A 17,795-nucleotide genomic window follows, 5' to 3' on the forward strand; every position below is an offset into this window, starting at 1 on the left:
CAGCACAATTGTGAGACTGGGACGGCCGAATGAAGAACTTGATTCCCGATCACCCTTACGACCTCACCGTGGAGCTCACCCGGCTGCGGGGCCTACGCGACGAGGTCATCCCGCCGGAGGTGGCCGCACACATGGACCAGGCCACTGCGGCACTGGTCGAGTCGAAAGCCGCCGATCGCGCCGTGGGCGTGGGCACTCGCGCTCCTGACTTCACGCTGCCCAATGCCGCCGGCAAGGACATCTCCCTCAAGCGACTGCTGAACGAGGGAGCTGTCGTCGTCTCGTTCTATCGGGGAATCTGGTGCCCCTTCTGCAATCTCGAGCTCCGTGCGCTGCAGCAGTCCGCGGCGGAGCTCACCCGACTCGGGGCCCGCCTGGTCGCCATCTCCGGGCAGACTCCGGACAATTCCCTGTCGACGGCCGAAAAGAACGGGCTCACCTACGAGGTGCTCAGCGACGTCGGCCTGACGGTCGCCAGATCATACGGGCTCGTCTTCGCACTGCCCGAGTATCTTCAGGCTGACTACCGCGAACTCGGCCACCCGCTTTCCCAGTTCAACGGCACCGACCAGAACACCCTGCCCATTCCGGGCACGTTCGTGATCGATCCGGCGGGAGTCGTGCGGTACGCCTACGTCAACCCGAACTACATGTACCGGGCTGATCCGGCGGCCGTCATCGCCGCGCTACGAACACCGGCATGACCCGATCGGCCTCACCGGCGACGTACCCGGCTCGGCGACACACCGTAATGCTGCTGGAAGACCCTGCTGAAGTGGGCCAGGCTCGAGAATCCCCAGCGGCGCGCGATCAGTCCCACCGGATCGGAACCGAAAACCAGATCGTCGTGGCTGCGCGCCAGCCGTCGGGTCCTGATGTAGGCGGCCAACGTCACGCCCAGCGAGTCGAGGGCGTTGTACAGCGTGCGCACCGACACCCCGTGGGCGGCCGCGACCGTGGCGGGCGCCAGTTTCGGGTCACCGAGTCGGGTGTCGATGTAGTCCAGCGCCCGCTCCCGCAGCTCCAGCCTCGGTCTCGGCGGCGCCGGCTCACCCCTGCCGTGTAGGGAATCCAGCGGTTTCAGCAGTTCGCACACCAGTGCGGCGGACGCCTCGCGCGCTCCGGCGTCCATCGTCGGCAACTGTTCGCTCAGCAGGGAGAGAACGGAGATGAGCGCCCGAGTCGGCGGATGCTCCTTGGGCAGGACCTTGACGAAGGAGTTCCGATAGCTCGGCAGCACCGTCGCGGCCACCGCACGCGGGACTATCAACGTCTTCTTGGTCAACGGTTCCAGGATTTCGTACTCCCCGGTCGCCGCGCCATCCCAGATCATCGCGTCCCCCGGCCCGAGTATCACGCGCTGGTCGCCGAGACCGACGGCCTGCCTGCCGGACTCGACGAAATGCAGGCCGATGACGTCCCGGGTGTTCGCCGACACCTGCCGCCGGGTCCGCTGCCCGCGGTGCGGCAGCACGGACGTGTCCACAAGGGACATGGAGCCGAGGGCCTGCTCGCGGACGTCGGCCGCGAAGTCGTCGCGCAGCCGCCGGGAAATGTCCGTGGCGAACGCGAGATGCGTCGTCGACAGGATTTCGCACCAGGCGGCGAATCGGTCGCGAGGAGAGATCTCGCCCACGTTCCAACGCCGCTCGTACCCGCGGCCCCGCTCCATGTCAGCCACCACGGCTCCAGGCTACGACCACAAGTCGACGGCACGGATTCCTGCTGGCACCTATTGCGCGTACCTGCCAACCGGTAGCGGAGACACGCACAGGCCGCGACGACACAGCGGCCGGCGGGCTCTCGGCCGGCCGAGCACCTGACGCGAGCTGGTCCTATCGGCGTGGGCACAGCCGTGCAGGGCCATCCGGTGGCCGGGGGAAGGCACCGTCTCGGTCGACTCGGTGAGCAACGCCTCAAGCACCTCGCCTCCGGTCGCCGCGGCTGGTCGCGGAACCGCGACGCCGGGCCATGTCGGCGGCCAACGACAGGGCCAGTGGATGCCCGCCGAAGAATGCCGCCACCGACTTGCGGGCTCCGGCTGGCACTCCGCGCGATGCCAACAGCTGATCGGCCTCGGGCCGAGACAGGTCGCCGAGGCCGCGCACCAGCAGGGCGCCGGACCAGGACGGGTCGGTCCGCCACGCCGGCTCCGGCGGTTGCCGCCCGGCCAGCGCTACCAGAACACCGTCGGGCAGCTGGGGCAGGAACTGCTCGCGCAGCCACCCTTCCAGCTCACCGCACCGCTCGAAGGCATCGATCATCAGCACCGCTCGCGGATCGGCCAACGCAGGCGACGCCGCCTCGACAAACGCCGCCACCGAAGCGCCGACGACACGACCACAAACGGGCACGACGCGTCGGCGGGCCGCCGTCGCGTCGTCCGCCAGCTGCCGCAGCAAGGCGGACTTCCCGATCCCGGGCGGGCCATACAGATACAGCGCGGCGAAGCGCTGCTCCGCCCGATCCAACGCAGAGGCGAACAACGCTCGCTCCACGCCCCGGCCGACGAAGCCGCGCTCGCGACCTGCCCGTAGGCGCGCGGCCAGCAAGCCCTGGACAGGAGTCGGCCAACGCCCCTCCGATGTCGTCCACTGGGCGTCGCCGTCGCCGTCGTCCTCGGCAAGGCTGAGCGAGGCGCGACCGACTCTCTCGGCGGGCGGTCGGACCGGGCCATCGAGGTCCGGGTCGGCACGCAGTATCCGACTGTGCAATGCTCGCAGGTCCCCTCCCGGCTCGATACCGAGCTCCGCGACGAGCAACGTGTGCACGTCCCGGTACACCTGCAGGGCATCAGCCTGCCGCCCGGTGCGGTGGAGCGCGAGCATGTGCAACTGCCGCAACCGCTCGTCCAACGGATGCGACCGCGTCAGCGTCACCAGCTCCGGCAGCACCTCCGCATGCCGCGCCAGCTCGATGTCCAGCGCGATGCGGTCCTGCAGCGCGAGCAGGCGCAGCGCCTCCAGCCGATCGCGCTCGGCGCTGACGTACTCGCCCCTGGCCCCGCCGAGCGCTTCGCCCCGCCACAGCGCAAGGCCCGTACGCAGCTCCGTCACCGCCCGGAGAAGATCGCCGGCTTCGCGTGCCTGGCGAGCACGCCGAACCCGCCGGGCGAACAGGGTCAGATCCAGCGACCCGGGCTCGACCGACAATCGGTAACCACCACGCACAGAGGCGATGCTCGATCCTGGCCGATCGCTCGGCAAGACGCGCCGCAAACGGGACAGATAGGTCCGGACCGTCGCCACGGCCGAAGCAGGCGCGCCGACTCCCCACAGACCGTCGACGAGCTGCTCGAGCGACAGCGCGCGGCCCTCCGCAAGCAAGAACAGTCCCAGTACCGCGCACTGTTGCGGCGTCCCCAGGTCGAGCGAGCGCCCGTCGTGGGATACGTGTACCGGTCCGAGCAGTCCGTACGCCAAGGCCACAGAACTCACCGCTGTCCTTTGCTCGGCGGCTTCCCGTCTGACGGGTGTCAATACGAACCACAGTATCGAGTCAGCCGGGCGGGATTGGCCTGCGTGCGGTGTTCTCTTGTTCACAGCCGTGACGGTTTGCACGCGTGGACAAGAAGGTTGCAGAGAGAGCCAAAAAACCGGCCGGCTCGGTTGATACCGTCGAGTGTCGAATTCGGCCCGTCAGCAGAAAGCACACTCAATGCCTGGCACAACGTCAACTCGTCGGTTCGCGGTAGTCGCTACGATTGCGGTCGGGGTATCGATCCTCTGTGGGGTGACCCCGGCCATGGCCCAGCAACACGACGTTCCGGCCCCGTCTCGGAACCGAGTCGACTCTCCGCGTGCCACCTCAGGTCTCGGCCCGCTGACCGGCCTGGCCATCGCGCGGTTGCTGGTGAGTGACCAGGTCGCGGCGTCGAAGTTCGGCACGGGTCAGCCCATCGACGACCCCGCCCGGGAACAGCAGGAACTGGACCAGGTCCGGCAACAGGCGGTGGTCCTGGGTATCGACCCCACAGCGACGGTACGGTTCTTCCAGGACCAGATCGCCGCGAGCAAGATCGTCCAGCGCGGACTGTTCCGGCTGTGGACGGCGCACCCCGACCTGGCCCCGACCACGCGACCGGACCTGGGCACGATTCGGCAGGAGCTCGACCAGCTCACCACCCAGATCCTGCGCCAGCTGCAGTCCACTCAGGACATTCGGCACCGAACCCCGTTGTGCGGTGTGCGGCTGTTGGAAGCCCAGTGGTCCGGGGAGATCACCAACCACCTGGACGCTGTGCATCGCCACGCGCTGGACGTAGCCCTGAGGTCAGTATGCTCACCACGATGACACCGGGTGGCAGCCCCGGCCGCCCGGCCCACAAGGCCCCCAACCTCGCCGAGCGGCGGACTAAGGCCTGTCTCGTAGATCATCGTGCGAAGTCATGCCCCGACCACCGGAACCTCAGGGGACCGTGACGGCACCCAGCCACCACCCACCCCCGTACCCGCACCATTCGCCGGGACGCAACCCACACTTTAAATCCCGGGGAGGCGGACTAGAAGCGTCGCCGCCACCTCGGCCGGGGACGGCATCGCCGCGATCTCCGTCGCGATGCGTCTGGCTGCCAGGCGGGCCGGGTCCTCGGTCAGCAGCGCGCCGACCGCCTCCTCGATGGCGCCCGGGGTCTGTGCGTCGTTGGCCAGGGCCCGGCCGGCGCCGGCCCGTTCGACGGCCGCGGCGTTGAACGGTTGGTCCGCGCCCTGCGGCAGGATCAGCTGCGGCAGCCCCGCGGCGAGGGTGCCGAGCATCGTGCCGGCGCCGCCGTGGTGGACCACCAGGTCGACGTGGCGCAGGACCTCGGCCTGTGGCACGAACTTCTCCAGGTGCACGTTCGCCGGCACCACACCAAGCAATGCCGGATCACCGTCGGGGCCGACCGCCACCAGCACCTCGACGTCGTGGGCCGCCGTCTCCAGCACCGCCTGCCGCAGGACCTCGACCGCGCCGAACGCGACCGTGCCCAGCGTGACGTACACCGTGCGGCGGGGCGACGCCGTGAGCCATGCCGGGAGCGGACCGGCGGGCGCCCACGCCACCGAGCGGACCGGACGGCTGTTCGCCGGCAGCGGGACCCGGTTCTGCACGGACGGCGGCATCGGGTCGAGGTAGCCGCCCGGCAGGGTCGGGTCGGCGCCGGCGATCGTGTAGAAGCTCGCCAGGATCGGGTTCCACAGGCCGAGTCCGAACGCGACAGCGCGGACGCCGGCCGCCGCGGCGGCCACTGCCGCGCCGATGTTCGTCACCTCGTACACGACCAGGTCGGGCCGCAGCTCCGCGAACAACCCACGCAACTCGGGCGCGACGTGCCGTGCGGTCGTCTCGCCGAACATGTACGCGGCGAACTCCGGGCCCGGGGACAGCTCGGGGTGGTTGCGGAACGTCTCCTGTTCGATGTCGCGCAGCGACACGTCGGCGGGGATGCCGCGCACGGCCGGTGCCGGCAGCCCGTCGAGGAACGGCTCCCCGGTCGCGACCGTCACGTCGTGGCCGGCGGCCGCGCAGGCCGAGACCAGGGGCAGCATCGGGTACAGGTGCCCGTACGCGGGCAGGCTGGCGAACACGATCTTCACGAGACGATTCTCCCACCGAGGTAGCCGGCACGGACGTCGAGCAGGGCGGCCGGGTCTGACCAAGAGGGGCCACCGCGACCAGGTCGGCGTCGAAGCCGGGCGCCAGTCTGCCATCGCGGCTCGCGAGCCCGCACGCGCCCACGTCGACCGACGTCACCGGCCGCGGCGCGTCTGGCGGGGACATGCCGAGCGCCCCAGCCGGGCCACCGCGAACCCGCATTGGCAGGGCATTATCTGTGCCCGGCGGCTGCCTTTTCTTCCCTGTCGCGCGGCTGTTCGGCGCACCTAGCGTTCCCGGTGTGACTACCTCCGCTGAACCGCCAGGAAATCACCGGACCGGTCGGCACCGTATTCCGGCACGACGGGCGCGCGAGGTGATCGCGGTCGCGGGCCTCGCGCTGCTGGCCACGTCGGCCACGGCGCCGGCCACGCCGGTGAAGGTGTCCGAGAAGCCACCGAATGTGGCGCCAGTGGAAAGCCTGCCCCGGGGACGGGTGACAAAGGTCGACCCACCGCCGGTATTCCAACCAGTCGCGGTAGCCGGGCTCGACGAGACCGGGCCGACGATCCCGGTGACGTTCACCGGGGAGATCCCGGCCACGCTGCTCGACGCGTACCGGCGCGCCCGCGACGCGGTCAACCTGGCTCAGCCCGGCTGCCGGCTACCGATGGAACTGCTCGCCGCGATCGGCAAGGTCGAGACCAACCACGCGCGGGGCGGCCAGGTCGACTCCAACGGCACCGCGCTGCGTCCCATCCTCGGGCCGGTGCTCGACGGCGCCGGGTTCGCCGCGGTCCCCGACACGGACGGTGGCCTGCTGGACGGTGACACCAAATGGGACCGCGCCCTGGGACCCATGCAGTTCCTTCCACCGACCTGGCGGCGCTGGGAGGCCGACGGCAACGGCGATCACCGCGCGGATCCGAACAACGTGTACGACGCCAGCCTGGCGGCCGCGAACTACCTCTGCGCCGGGAACCGCGATCTCGCTACCCCGCAAGGACTCGACGAGGCGATCCTCAGCTACAACCATTCCGCGAGCTACCGGAGCCTGGTGCTGAGCTGGATGGCCACCTACACCAACGGCACCGTCATCGTGCCGGACACCGTCGGCGGCCCGGTGCCGGCGGTGCTGCACCCGCCGGCGTCGTCGACCCCACCGGCCGCGCAGCCGGTCGGCGGGGCCCAGCCCACGCCCACGCCGCCGCCGTCGCCGACACGGCCACCCGCCGCCACCCCACCGCCGGCCAGCGAGCCGGCCCCGCCATCGTCGCCCGCACTTCCGCCGCCCCCGGTGCCGATCCTGACCGTGGTCTGCGACCTGGGCGCCAGCGTGACCGGCATCGTGACCGGCATCGTGGGCGCCATCCTCGGCCCGATCACCGGGACCTCCGAGCCGCCGCCGTGCTCCACCGTCGCTCCGAACGGGACGGTGCCTGTGCCGACGCCTTGCCCTGCGGGACTTCCGGCCGACCACCTGTGCGCGCTCACCGAGGTCGCGCCCGGCCGGTAGTGGTGCCGGCCGGTCACCCGCGGGCCGCGGCGAGGCCGGCCGACAACGACGCGGCCAGGGCGCGGGACCGGGCGGTGTCGAGCTGGCCGCAGATCTCCAGTGCCCGCTCCCGGCCGGCGCGTGCCCGGCCGGGATCGAGCTTGTCCAACACGGACGAACGGCGGTGCAGCACCCTGGCCTGCAGCCAGCGGTCGCCGATATCGGTGAACACGCTCAGCGCGAGGTCCAGGTGCTGCTCGGCCCGTCGCAGGTCGCCCAGCTCGTGGCGGCAGCGGCCGCAGCCGAACCAGGCGAGCGCCTCCACCAGGTGCGAGTCCACGCCGACCGCGATCGCGCCGGCCTCTCGGAACGTCGCGTTCGCCGCGGCCAGGTCGCCGGTCGCCTCCAGGGTCTCGGCCAACCGCAACAGGCCGAGCGCCAGCACGTTGCGGTCCGCCACCGAGTCGGCGTCCCGAAACCCGGCGACGGCGTCGCGGTGAGCGGCGACGGCCTCGTCGTAACGGCCGAGCTCGTGCAGTGCCGACCCGAGGAAGGACCGCGCGATGTGCTCCTCGAAGATCTGGCCGGCCTCCCGGAACACCGCGATGGCCGCGGTGAACAGGCCCATGGCGGCCTGGGGCCGGCCGGCGTCCAACTCCGTGCGTCCGCAGAGCTGCAGGGACCACGCCTCCTCGGCGCGGTCCCCGACCGCCATGGCGACAGCCAGCGCGCGCTGGTGGGTGCGGGCCGCCTCCTCGTGCATGCCGTCGATCCGGTTGAGCGCCCAGCCGAGGAAGTTCAACTGGGTGGCCTGCTCCCGGCGCAGCCCCAGCGCGGTGGCCGCCCGGACGCCGTAGGTGAACACCTCGCGCCACAGCTCGCCGGTCGGCCGCAGGTCGCAGTACCAGTTCATGGCCCGGGTGAACGCGAGCACCTCGCCATGCCGCTCGGCCCGCGCGGTGTCGCGCAGCGCGGCCAGCCAGTTGACCTGCTCGGCGTCCAGCCAGCGCACCGCGTCGGCCGGGGTGCCGGGCGTGTCGTCGGGTCGGGGACCGCCCGAGCCGGCGTGCGCGGCCGGACCGAGCAGCTGGCCGGCGCGGATTCCGTTGCGCAGGAACGAGGTCGTCAACCGCCGCTCGGCACGCTGAATGTCGGTGGCGGCGTGCTCGCCCGCGAGCCGCTCGCGGGCGAACAGCCGCAGCAGGTCGTGCAGGACGTACCGGCCGTCCGTGCCGCTGGTGTCGAGCAGGCTCGCGTCGACCAGGTCCTCGAGGCGCTCCGCCGCGGTGTGGTGGCCCAGCTCGGCCAGGATGGCGGTCTGCGCCACGGTCACGTCCGGGCCGGGCACCAACGACAGCAGCCGGAACACCTTGGCCGAGATCGCGTCGCACTGCCGATAGGACGTCTCGAACGCGGTGCGCACGCGCAGGTCGCCGGCGGTCAGCGCGCTCAGCCGGTGGCGCTCGTCGCTGAGGTGGTGGACGAGGTCGGCGATCCGCCAGCGCGGCCGGCTGGCCAGCCGGTTGCCGGCGATCCGCAGCGCCAGCGGCAGGTTCGCGCACATCGTGACCACCTGCCGCAGCGCGACCGGCTCCCCCGCGGCCCGGTCCGGTCCGACGATGGACGCCAGCAACCGCGTGCTGTCCGCGGTGTCCAGCACGTCCAGCTGGATCCGGCCGACCGCCTCGAGACCGGAGAGCACGCGCCGGCTGGTGACCAGTATCAGGCTCCCCGGGCTGACCGGCAGCAGCGGCCGAACCTGGGCGTCGTCGGCGGCGTTGTCGAGGATGACGAGCACTCGCCGGCCAGGCAGCAGCGACCGGTACAAGGCGGACCGTTCGGCCAGGCTCGCCGGCAGTTGCGCGGCACCGACGCCCAACGCGGCCAACAGCCGGCCGAGCGCGTCGTGTGCGCTGAGCGGGACCGGGTCCGTGCCGCGCAGGTCGAGGAAGAGCCGCCCGTCCGGGTACCTGCCGCGCAGCCGATGCCCGACGTGCACGGCGAACGCCGTCTTGCCCACCCCAGGCGCGCCGGACAAGGCGACCACCGGCGTGGCGGCCCTGCGGTCGGTGCGCAGCCGCGCGTCGGGCAACCGCAGGGTGCGCTCCACCTCCCGCCGCCGTCCGATGAAGTCGGCCACCTCCGGCGGCAGTTGGCACGGCGGCGGGTTGACCTGCTGAGGATCGTCGACCTGCTGGCCGGGGGCGCCGGTCCGGGCCCGGCCCGCCTTGGCGAGGCGGAGGAACTCCCACTGCGCACGCTTGTCCAGGGTGAGCGCCGTGGCCAGGGCCTGGACGGTTCGTTGCTGCGGCGCCCGCACCCGGCCCCGCTCCATGTCGCTGATCGACCGGGCGCTGATCCCGGACGCGGACGCGAGCTCCTCCTGGGTCAGCTCAGCGGATCTGCGGTACCGGGCGAGCAGAGTGCCGAAGCTGTCCACCGGTTCGAACCGCATTTCAGGGTCGGTGTCCGACATCCCCCACCGCTCGACTTGTCAGGTTTCATGCCGGTGCAGCGTGTTAATTCTGGCAGCGATCACGATCCGGCAAAAGCCGCCAGAAGTGTGACCCTTCGCACCCGTTCTTCGACGCGAAAAGTCCTGTTCGATCTATTCGCATCGGGCCTACGGGCGTTTGAAGAACTCGATCTCGCCGAGGGCGATGTCCTTGCCCGCGCCCATTCCGGCGGCGGCGCGGATCACGACGCGGATGGCAATCACGTTGCTGATTCCGGTGTCGGTGCTTTGTGCGCCGGGCTTGTCGGCGAGACTGATCGGCAGCGTGGTGGTCGTGCCGTCGGATGTGGACACGACGAGGTCCAGCGCGGTGGGGCGAGCCTCCGCGTCGAACTCCGACGGGACGGTCGAGGCCCCGGTGTGGATGGCCACGCCGAGGAGCCGGAACGGCGGGGAGAAGTCGAACTGGGCCCAGGCACCCACCGCCGGGGCGCCCCAGTAGCGGTTGGTGGCGCCGTCCACTGCCGCGCTGACCGGGTGGCCGGGCACCGCGGCGCTCGCCGTCTCCCGAACCGGGCTGACGGCCGCGGGGGTCGCCAGCTTGTCCCGTACGTTCTGCACCAGATCCCCGGCGAGCGGGTACAGCACGATGCCGGCCACGACGAGCGCGACGAGCACGAGCAGCACCACGAGCCGGCGCGGCCACGGCGACCCGCCACCGCCCCAGCGCAACCAGCGCGGCTTCCGCAGCCCTCGCCACCGCCGGCGTTCGGCGACCGGCGCGGTCTCGGTGAGCGGCGCGGCGCAGCGCCGGCAGAACTTGGCCCCGATCGGGTTCGCCGTCCCGCAGACCTTGCACGGCGGTCCGTTCTGCGCGGTCTCGGTCACCTGGCCGGTGGACCGGGTGCGTTGTGTCACGGGTTTGGCCGGCGCGACGGCACCGGGCTGGTCCGCCGCGGGGGTGGGCCCGGCCGGGTCGGCGGGGGCCGGCTCCGGCTCGGGCGACTCCGGCGTGATCCAGCCGAGGTAGGTGCCGCAGTTGCCGCAGAAGTCGTCGGTGTCCGCGACGTTCGCACCGCAGTTGGGACATGTGCGCACGGCTACTCGCCTTCCTGTGCGGGCGGACCGGGAAGCAGCTCGACCCGGCAGGTCAGGTGCGCCGGGCGGACCGCGTCCACCATCGCGGTCACCTGCGCCGTGTCGACCGCGCCGCGCCCGGGCCACACCCGGACGACGACCTCGGTGGTCGCCGTGCCGGGGAGGTTGGTGTCCGGCGTGCTGGACCAGCCGGCCCCCGCGCCGTCGGCCACCTCCGCGTGCACGCCGAGACACAGCCACAGCCGGTCCACCAGCCCCCGCGCGGTGCCCTGCCAGCGATGCAGGTCGACCGCGTGCCGCACGACCAGGCGCCGAAGCTCCGCCGACCAGCCGGGGTCGAGGTCGACCGCGACCCAGGATCCCAGCCAGGAAAGGAAATCCTCCGGAGCCAGCCGGGCGTCCAGGTAGGCCGGCAGATTGTCCAAAGTAGACACAACGGCCGCGAGCACGGTGTCGAGGCCGGCCGCGAACCGCTGCGCGAAGTCGTCGGAGGCGTACATCGCCGGCAGCATCCCGCCGATCGGATACCGGTTCGGCAGGCCGGGCAGCGCCGCCCGGCTCACGACGGTCCCCCGGCCGTGACGACCACCTGGTGCTGGTGGGAGAAGACCAGCGCGTTCGGCTCCAGCTCGACGCGTTCGACCAGCCCGCCGCGCCGCCCGGTGATCGGGTCGGCCGGGAACAACCGGACCTCCTCGACCAGCCCGGCGCCCGGAACCCGTTGCAGCACCGCGAAGACCTCACCGAACTGCACCGCCCGGCCGAACTCCCAGCCATTGCCGGCAAGGCCGCCGTGCAGCGGGTTGAGGTAGGCGTAGAGGGCGGCCAGCGCATCCCGTTGCACCGCGTCCGCCTCGGCATCGCCGGCCGTCGCCAGCCGGGCCACCACGGTGATGCCCTGGTAGCGCGGCGGTTCCACGACCAGCCGGGTGCCGATCAGCCGGCGCCCGGCCAACCGGTCGGTGATCGTGGTGAGCAGCGAGTCGGGCGGGATCAGCTGTTCGAACCGCAACCGGTCCCCTTCGTCGGCGACGGCCTGCGGCACCACCAGCACCCGGACCGCGCCCGGCTCGGCGCCGTCTCCCGCCGGCAGGCAACGGATCCGCGCCGCCGACGGCCCGGCCTCGCGGGCGAGGTGCTCGTAGTCGGCCGCGGTCACCGCCCGCTCCTGCACACGCAACTGTTGTGGGGCGCGGATCTTCGCCTCGGCCACGGTCTCGCCGTCGACACCACCGCCGGCCGCCTCGCGGTTCGCCACGCCGGCGACGTACGGCACCGAGCTGCGCAGCACGGAGATCGCCGCGCGGGCGACGTTTCCCGCCCGGCCACCGCCCGTGCGGTAGCGCATCACCCTGATGTGCTCGCCCTTGCCCGGCACCGCGCCGAACGCCCGCAGGGTCCCGTCGGCCTGCCGGACCGCGGGCGGGAACAGCAGCTCGCCAGCGGCCGCGTCCAGGACGACGTGCCGGTCGTCCGGGCCCGACCGGCCGAAGTGGTCCACCACGGTCCAGTCCTGCCAGCCGTCGGCCGACGACACCTGCACGGTGATCGGTTCCCCGTCGAGCAGCATCGGCGCGCGGGGCGCGGTGAACCGTTGCCCCGGCACGCCTTCCGAGGTGCCCAGCGGGACGTCGGTCAGGGTCTCGGCGTGCTCGACGGTCATCGTGCCGCCGATGGTGAACGCCTCGGCGACCCGGACGGTCGGCGACTCGGAGTAGAAGGGCTGGTCCGGCCGGCGTTCGGTGATCCGGCACCGGATCCACCCGGCCCGGATGCCGCCGACCACGGACAGCGCGTGCCCGGCCGGGATGTGCAGCACGACCTCGCCCGGCCGGTTCAGGCCGCCGGTGGTGTCCTCGTCGGTCGGGCACTCGGTCCAGGCCAGGCCGTCCCACGCCTCCCAGACCAGCGGCGGCTGGGTCGGGTCGACGCCGATCCCCTCGACCCTGCTGTCCAGCCGCACGGCCACCATGCACCGCGGCACCGCGGCGGACAGGCCGAACAGCATGGCGTCGCCGGGCGCGGGCCTCGCCTGGAAGCACGGGACGTCCTTGCCGGCACGCAGGTCGTTGGTGCGCTCGGCCTGCTCGCCCGAGGCCGAGATGGTGACGAGGCGCGCCAGCTCGCACGGCACCACCGCGAGGTCCTCGACCGTCGCGAACACGACCGCCTCCCGGGTCTCGGTCCGCGCGGTGGCGACCTCGGTGCCCGCGCGCAGCAGCACCGTCTCCGGTTGCGGCGCGGACAGCCGGAACGTGACGTCGGCCCTGGCCGCGGCGGGTGGGAACAGCCGCACGCCCAGCAGGTCGAGGAACGCCAGGTAGTTCTTCTCCGGCACCCGGTTGAGCCGGTAGAGGAGCTGGTCGACCATCTGCGCGAAGACCTCGATCAGCGTCACGCCCGGGTCGGACACGTTGTGGTCGGTCCACTCCGGACAGCTCTGCTGCACGTACCGCTTGGCCTCGTCGACCAGTTGCTGGAAGCGGCGGTCGTCCAGGTTGGGCGCGGGGAGCACCATCAGGCACCCTCCCCGTCGGACGGGATGGTGTAGAAGGGGAAGACGAGGTTGCGCTCGTCGTTGGTGGACCGCACGGTGAAGTGCACGTCGACGTAGAGCGTGCCGACCACGACCGAGTCGAACGCGATCACCACGTCGGTCACCTCGATCCGGGGTTCCCACCGCTCCAGCGCGATCCGCACCTCGTGGGCGATCCGCCCCGCGGTCGCGCCGTCGGCCGTGGCGAACACGTAGTCGTGGATGCCGCAGCCGAACTCGGGCCGCATCGCCCGCTCGCCGGGCGCGGTGCCCAGCACCAGCCGGATCGCCTCGTCGATCTCCTGCTCCCGCTCGACCATGCCGATCCCCCCGGTCGGCCCGACGCGCATCGGGAACGCCCACCCACGGCCGATGAACCGCTCACTCACGATGCCTCCCCGTTCGCTCCGCTCACAGCGCACCGCCGATCAACACGTCCAACGCGCCGGTCACGATGGTGGCCTGGCACGTGGTGCGGTCACCGACCCGCGCGGCAGGCAGCCCGCCGATCAGCACGACGCCGCCGGCGGCCGCGCTCGGCGACGGCATGATCACGTTCGCCGGGCCGAGCGCCGCGTCCTCCGGGATCACGCACACGTGCAGGCTGCCCACCACGGCGGCGGGCCGGCCGCCGATCAGCACGGTCGCCACGGCCACCGCCGCGGTCGGCGGCGGGATGGTGATCGTGCCGGCATGGGACGTCTCGTCCCCGGTGCGAGCGGCGGGTGGCATGGCGAACTCCTTGTCAGCTCAGTTGATCCGGACGATCCGGCCGCGCAGCACGGCCTGCGCGCCGCCGTCCACCCGCGCACCGGTCGTGCCGGTGATCGACACGTCCCCGCCGCGCAGGGTCAGCTCGCCGCGCCCGGCGTCGATGGTGATGCCGCGGTCGGTGAGGGTGATCGAGCTGAGCGCGGTCCCGCCGCCCGCGCCCAGCACCGAGAGCGTGAGCTGCTGGCGCTGCTGGTCCAGCCGGACCTCGAGCTTCTTGTCGCCGCTGGCCAGCCGGACGCCGGTCGGGCCGCCACTCGCGTCGAGCAGCTCGATCCGCTGGCCGCCGCGCGACACCAGGGAGCGGCGGTTGAGCTTGCCGGTGGTGCCGTCGACCAGCCGCACGTCGTGGTCGGACGGCTTGTCGACGCCGTTGTAGAGGCCGCCGAGCACGTAGGGCCGGTCCAGGCTGCCCTGCTCGAAGCCGACCAGCACCTCGTCGTTCACCTCGGGGCTGAACACCCCGCCGCCGCCGACGCCGCCCCACTGGACGGTGCGCACCCAGTCGGTGACGTAGTCCTCGGCCAGCCAGGGGAACCGCAGCCGGACCCAGCCGCGGTCGGCCGTGCCGGGCTCCTTGATGTCGGTGACCACGCCGATCGCGAGGCCCGGCATGCGTGGGCCGCGCGCCGGCGCGTTGCCGCCGGTGACGAGGCCGGCCAGCGACCGGTCCGGTGACGTGCTGACCAGAACCGTGGTCCGGTAGCCGGATCCGGGCTCGACCACGTGGTGCGCGGCGGTCGCGGTGTAGCGGCCGGAGAACGCCGGTCCGGCGTTGCCCAGCGCGACCGGCACCCCGGCCCGCAGCTGCGGGTTGCCCTCGGCGACGGCCTCGATCTCGCCCACCCCGGCGCTCACGGCGGCGGCGAGCGAGCGGGCCGCCGTCGTGGTCTCGGCCTGCGTGCCGTACGGGGTGTCGGTGACGGTCAGCCGGGTGCCCGAACCGGCCGGCCGGACGGGCATCCCGGGCACCACGGTCGTGCTGGTGACGGCCGGCTCCCTGGCGACGAGCGCGGACTTGGCCGCCACGTCCCAGCCGCGGACCTCGACGGTGTCCACCTGGTCGGCGCTCGTGAGCACCGCGCGCAACGCCAGCAGGTTGCGGCCGTACTCCAGAACCAGCGGGTTGCTGTCGGCCGACGTGGCCGGTGCGGGGGCGCCTGACGCCGGCTTGGGCCGTTCGAGCTCCAGCTGCCCGGTCCGGTCCACCCGCAGGGTCGTGCCGTGCTCCTGGGCGAGGCCGTGCAGGAACTCCCAGTCGGACACGTTGGCCTGGCTCAGCTGCTGGTAGGTGATCGGCGCGGTCTCGACCTTGCCGGTCGGCAGCCCGGCGCCCGCGGCGACCTTGCGCACGATGTCCGCGGCGGTCATGTTCTTGAACGCCAGCACCTTGCGGCCGCGGAACAGGCGGTGCGCCTTGCTCAACGCGCGCACCACGGTGAACGAGCCGGTGCGGTCGGTGTCCAGCTCCAGGGTGGTCACCTCGCCGGAGAACAGCAGCTCCTGGGCCTGGTCCCGGACCGTGGCCACCGAGACCCGCAGCGGTGTGCCGATGGTGATCCCGGTGTCGGTCAGCATGTCGTGGTTGGGGTCGCGGAAGGTCAGCGTCGCCGCGTCCGGCAGGCCGACGTTCTCGTCGACGACGCAGGAGACCAGTTGCTGCGCCCACGCGGGTGGCAACGGTCCCGGTGCGGCGACGATCGGGTCGGCCGCGAACGACCGGCCGGTCGCGGTCATCGCTCACCGTCCACTTCGGACTCGACGGTGCCGGGCACCAGCAGCTCGCTGCCGGGCACGAGCACGTGCGGGTCGTCGATGTCGTTGGCCTCCGCGATCACCCGCCACGCGGTCGCGTCCCCGTACTCGTGCCAGGCGAGCTGCGGCAGGCTGTCCCCCGCCACGACCCGGTGCGTGCGCCGGGCCGCGCGCGACCCCGAGGTGGGGTTCTGCCCCGCCGCGGCGGTGCTCGCCTCCTCCAGGGTCAGCGAGCACGTCGCGCGCAACGGCTTGCCGTCCACGTCGAACAGCGAGTAGTCCACCGACAAGCTGCCCAGCACGCCGTTGAAGGAGGTGGTGCGCGCCGTTCCCCACTCGAACCGGACCCACGGGCTGGCCGGCTTCTTCGCCGACAGACTGCGTGGCGTCGGCACGCACGCCCGCATGAGCCGCTCCACGTTCTGCTCGACCGAGTTGTCGTGGGTGGCGGTGGCGTCCAGGAACACCTCGACCGACAGCGACCGGGGACCGCTGCCGACGAACTCCGGCATGGCGGACTGGCTGGCCATCCGCGACGGCTGCCGGCGCCACTCGGTGCTCTTGGTCAGCGCGAGCTTGTTCGGGTTGAACTGCAACGAGACCACGGCGAGCGCGCCGCCCGGACCGGCGCCGACCGTCGCCGGCGGCTCCATGATCCGCAGCGTGGCCCTGGCCAGGCCGGTGGCGGCTGGGGATGACATCCGTTCTCCTATCCGGCGGCCTGCAGGCCCTGGTGCGCGATTTCCAGGCTCTCCACCGCGGGCTGGGAGTTGGCCGGGTCGAACGACGGGCCCTGCCAGCGCACCGGCACGATGCCCACCACCTGCCAGTTGGCGATCGGGGTCAGGTCCGGGCGCAGCGCGACGATCTCGCCGTCCTTGCGGTCCACCCGGTTGACGGTGCGGGCCAGCCAGTTGGCCACCTTCGTGGTGTCCGCGGTGACCGGCCTGGTCAGGGTGATGTTGGACCAGGTGATCCGGGACGGAAGCTGCCAGGCGAACCCGTTGTTGCCGCCCTCCACCACCTGTTCCACCTGCATCTCGGCGCCCAGGCCGGTGCAGGTGTGGAAGGCACCGAGGTCGTTGCCGCCGATGGTGAGACGGAAGAAGAGGGTGCTGGCGTACACGCTGGCTGTCATGGGTGCTCCTAGCGTCGGCGGTCATGGCCGCGGCCTGCTCGTTCCCGGCCCTGCCGCAGGTCGGCCCGCAGCAGCCGGCTGACGGGTTCGAACAGCTGCCGGGCCAGCTGGTCCAGGTCGGTCCGGGCCACGGTGGGCGCGGTCGGCACGGTGTCCACCTGGGACGGCGGCGGCCCGGCGGCCGTGCTCCTGGAGATCGTCGGCGCCCGCGTGACCACGGTGCTGACCGGGAGCCGGCCGAGCACGTCCGGCGAGGGTGCGGTGGACACGGTCGGCGAGCCGGTCGTGGGGGGCGGGTTCCGGGCGGCGGCGAGCGGCATCGCGGGTGACGTCACCGGCTGGCCGGCCCGTAGTCGTTGCAGCACGGCCGGTTTCGCCGGCCTGGCCGATCGGGTCGCGGACTGCCGGGCGGGCTCGTGCGACGGGACCGCGGGCGCGGCGGGCGCCATCGCGACCAGGTCGACGCCGTGGCTCCCGTGCTGCCGGGTGGGTGGCTGACCGGCCGGGCGGACCGGGTCGCGGTGGTGGTCGTCAGCCGGGCGGCGCCACACGGCGCGGGGTACCGCTGGCGGTCGACTGTCCGCAGTGGACCGTTGGACCCGCGGAACGAGCTGCCTGGCAGGCAACAGCGGCAGGATCCGCTCCGCCCGCCCGGCAGCCGGCTCGGTTCGCCCGGCCCCGTCGTCGGCAACCGGCTGGATCGGGACCACGGGGCGCCGCGGGGTCTTCTCAGCCGCCCTTTGCACCACCGGCATGGCGGACGGTGGGCCAGCGGCCGCGGCGACGCGGGGCGCGGCCGCCGGCGGGGCAGCGGCCGGGACGACCGGCGGGGCAGCGGCCGGGACGACCGGCGGCGCGACCGGCGCTCCCCACGGCAGTACGGCGGTGGCCGGGATCGACGGCAACGGCGCCCCGACGCCGGTGGCCGGGCCACCGCGTGACGGCGGGGAGTCGGTGGGGCCGGACGCCAACG

General features: G+C 72.5%; 18 protein-coding genes. 5 read left to right on the forward strand and 13 right to left on the reverse strand.

What is annotated here, in order from left to right; genetic code table 11:
- Positions 1-29 precede the first annotated feature (29 nt).
- Complete coding sequence (locus tag VGD70_RS22020; protein ID WP_331084254.1) at positions 30-704, forward strand: peroxiredoxin-like family protein; 675 nt, start codon at positions 30-32, stop codon at positions 702-704.
- Between the two features lie 11 nt (positions 705-715).
- Here VGD70_RS22020 and VGD70_RS22025 read toward each other — a convergent pair whose 3' ends face one another.
- Both VGD70_RS22025 and VGD70_RS22030 read right to left on the reverse strand, forming a co-directional pair.
- Positions 716-1,684, reverse strand: a complete 969-nt coding sequence (locus tag VGD70_RS22025; RefSeq protein ID WP_331084256.1) for a helix-turn-helix domain-containing protein — start codon at positions 1,682-1,684, stop codon at positions 716-718.
- 232 nt (positions 1,685-1,916) lie between these two features.
- Positions 1,917-3,437 carry a BTAD domain-containing putative transcriptional regulator gene (locus VGD70_RS22030; protein ID WP_331084258.1) on the reverse strand — a complete coding sequence of 507 codons (1,521 nt, stop codon included), beginning with the start codon at positions 3,435-3,437 and terminating at the stop codon, positions 1,917-1,919.
- 307 nt (positions 3,438-3,744) lie between these two features.
- Between VGD70_RS22030 and aroQ the strand changes: the two genes are divergently transcribed.
- Positions 3,745-4,293 (forward strand): gamma subclass chorismate mutase AroQ, encoded by a 549-nt coding sequence (aroQ, locus tag VGD70_RS22035; protein ID WP_331084260.1) that lies wholly within the window; start codon positions 3,745-3,747, stop codon positions 4,291-4,293.
- 188 nt (positions 4,294-4,481) lie between these two features.
- On the opposite strand, the gene VGD70_RS22040 is transcribed toward aroQ, so the two are convergent.
- Positions 4,482-5,576, reverse strand: coding sequence for a glycosyltransferase (locus VGD70_RS22040; RefSeq protein ID WP_331084262.1), 1,095 nt, complete (start codon positions 5,574-5,576; stop codon positions 4,482-4,484).
- A 374-nt stretch (positions 5,577-5,950) separates the two neighbouring features.
- Here VGD70_RS22040 and VGD70_RS22045 point away from each other — a divergent pair, with 374 nt between their 5' ends.
- The gene (locus tag VGD70_RS22045; RefSeq protein ID WP_331084264.1) at positions 5,951-7,090 is read left to right on the forward strand and encodes a lytic transglycosylase domain-containing protein; all 1,140 of its coding nucleotides are present in this window, start codon (positions 5,951-5,953) and stop codon (positions 7,088-7,090) included.
- Between the two features lie 13 nt (positions 7,091-7,103).
- On the opposite strand, the gene VGD70_RS22050 is transcribed toward VGD70_RS22045, so the two are convergent.
- The 10 genes from VGD70_RS22050 to VGD70_RS22095 all read right to left on the reverse strand — a co-directional run bounded on the left by VGD70_RS22050 (position 7,104) and on the right by VGD70_RS22095 (position 16,971).
- Positions 7,104-9,524: an ATP-binding protein gene (locus tag VGD70_RS22050; protein WP_331084267.1), complete on the reverse strand. Its 2,421-nt coding sequence runs from the start codon at positions 9,522-9,524 to the stop codon at positions 7,104-7,106.
- A gap of 168 nt (positions 9,525-9,692) precedes the next feature.
- Entirely contained in the window at positions 9,693-10,622 is a 930-nt protein-coding gene (locus VGD70_RS22055; RefSeq protein ID WP_331084269.1) for an NADase-type glycan-binding domain-containing protein, read from the reverse strand.
- A gap of 2 nt (positions 10,623-10,624) precedes the next feature.
- Complete coding sequence (locus VGD70_RS22060; protein WP_331084271.1) at positions 10,625-11,185, reverse strand: phage tail protein; 561 nt, start codon at positions 11,183-11,185, stop codon at positions 10,625-10,627.
- On the reverse strand, positions 11,182-13,140 hold the full coding sequence (locus VGD70_RS22065) for a putative baseplate assembly protein (protein WP_331084274.1): 1,959 nt from the start codon (positions 13,138-13,140) through the stop codon (positions 11,182-11,184). Before VGD70_RS22065 ends, VGD70_RS22060 begins: the two co-directional genes overlap by 4 nt.
- Complete coding sequence (locus tag VGD70_RS22070; RefSeq protein WP_331084275.1) at positions 13,140-13,547, reverse strand: GPW/gp25 family protein; 408 nt, start codon at positions 13,545-13,547, stop codon at positions 13,140-13,142. The genes VGD70_RS22065 and VGD70_RS22070 overlap by 1 nt, the downstream gene beginning before the upstream one ends.
- Before the next feature lie 22 nt (positions 13,548-13,569).
- Entirely contained in the window at positions 13,570-13,890 is a 321-nt protein-coding gene (locus VGD70_RS22075; protein ID WP_331084277.1) for a PAAR domain-containing protein, read from the reverse strand.
- 18 nt (positions 13,891-13,908) lie between these two features.
- Complete coding sequence (locus tag VGD70_RS22080) at positions 13,909-15,666, reverse strand: VgrG-related protein (RefSeq protein WP_331084279.1); 1,758 nt, start codon at positions 15,664-15,666, stop codon at positions 13,909-13,911.
- Positions 15,663-16,385: a LysM peptidoglycan-binding domain-containing protein gene (locus tag VGD70_RS22085; RefSeq protein ID WP_331084281.1), complete on the reverse strand. Its 723-nt coding sequence runs from the start codon at positions 16,383-16,385 to the stop codon at positions 15,663-15,665. Before VGD70_RS22085 ends, VGD70_RS22080 begins: the two co-directional genes overlap by 4 nt.
- An 8-nt stretch (positions 16,386-16,393) precedes the next feature.
- Entirely contained in the window at positions 16,394-16,822 is a 429-nt protein-coding gene (locus VGD70_RS22090; protein WP_331084283.1) for a phage tail protein, read from the reverse strand.
- A gap of 8 nt (positions 16,823-16,830) precedes the next feature.
- A complete protein-coding gene (locus VGD70_RS22095) occupies positions 16,831-16,971 on the reverse strand; it encodes a hypothetical protein (RefSeq protein ID WP_331084285.1) in 141 nt (46 codons plus the stop codon).
- Between the two features lies 1 nt (position 16,972).
- Here VGD70_RS22095 and VGD70_RS22100 point away from each other — a divergent pair, with 1 nt between their 5' ends.
- Together VGD70_RS22100 and VGD70_RS22105 are read left to right on the forward strand one after the other, a co-directional pair.
- Positions 16,973-17,320, forward strand: coding sequence for a hypothetical protein (locus VGD70_RS22100; RefSeq protein ID WP_331084287.1), 348 nt, complete (start codon positions 16,973-16,975; stop codon positions 17,318-17,320).
- Positions 17,321-17,575: 255 nt separating this feature from the next.
- Positions 17,576-17,795 (forward strand): hypothetical protein (locus tag VGD70_RS22105; protein WP_331084289.1); only part of this gene is annotated, 220 nt, incomplete at its 3' end.

Origin of the sequence: Actinophytocola sp. (genome assembly GCF_036402745.1) — a bacterium.
In the GTDB taxonomy this organism is placed as follows: domain Bacteria; phylum Actinomycetota; class Actinomycetes; order Mycobacteriales; family Pseudonocardiaceae; genus Actinophytocola.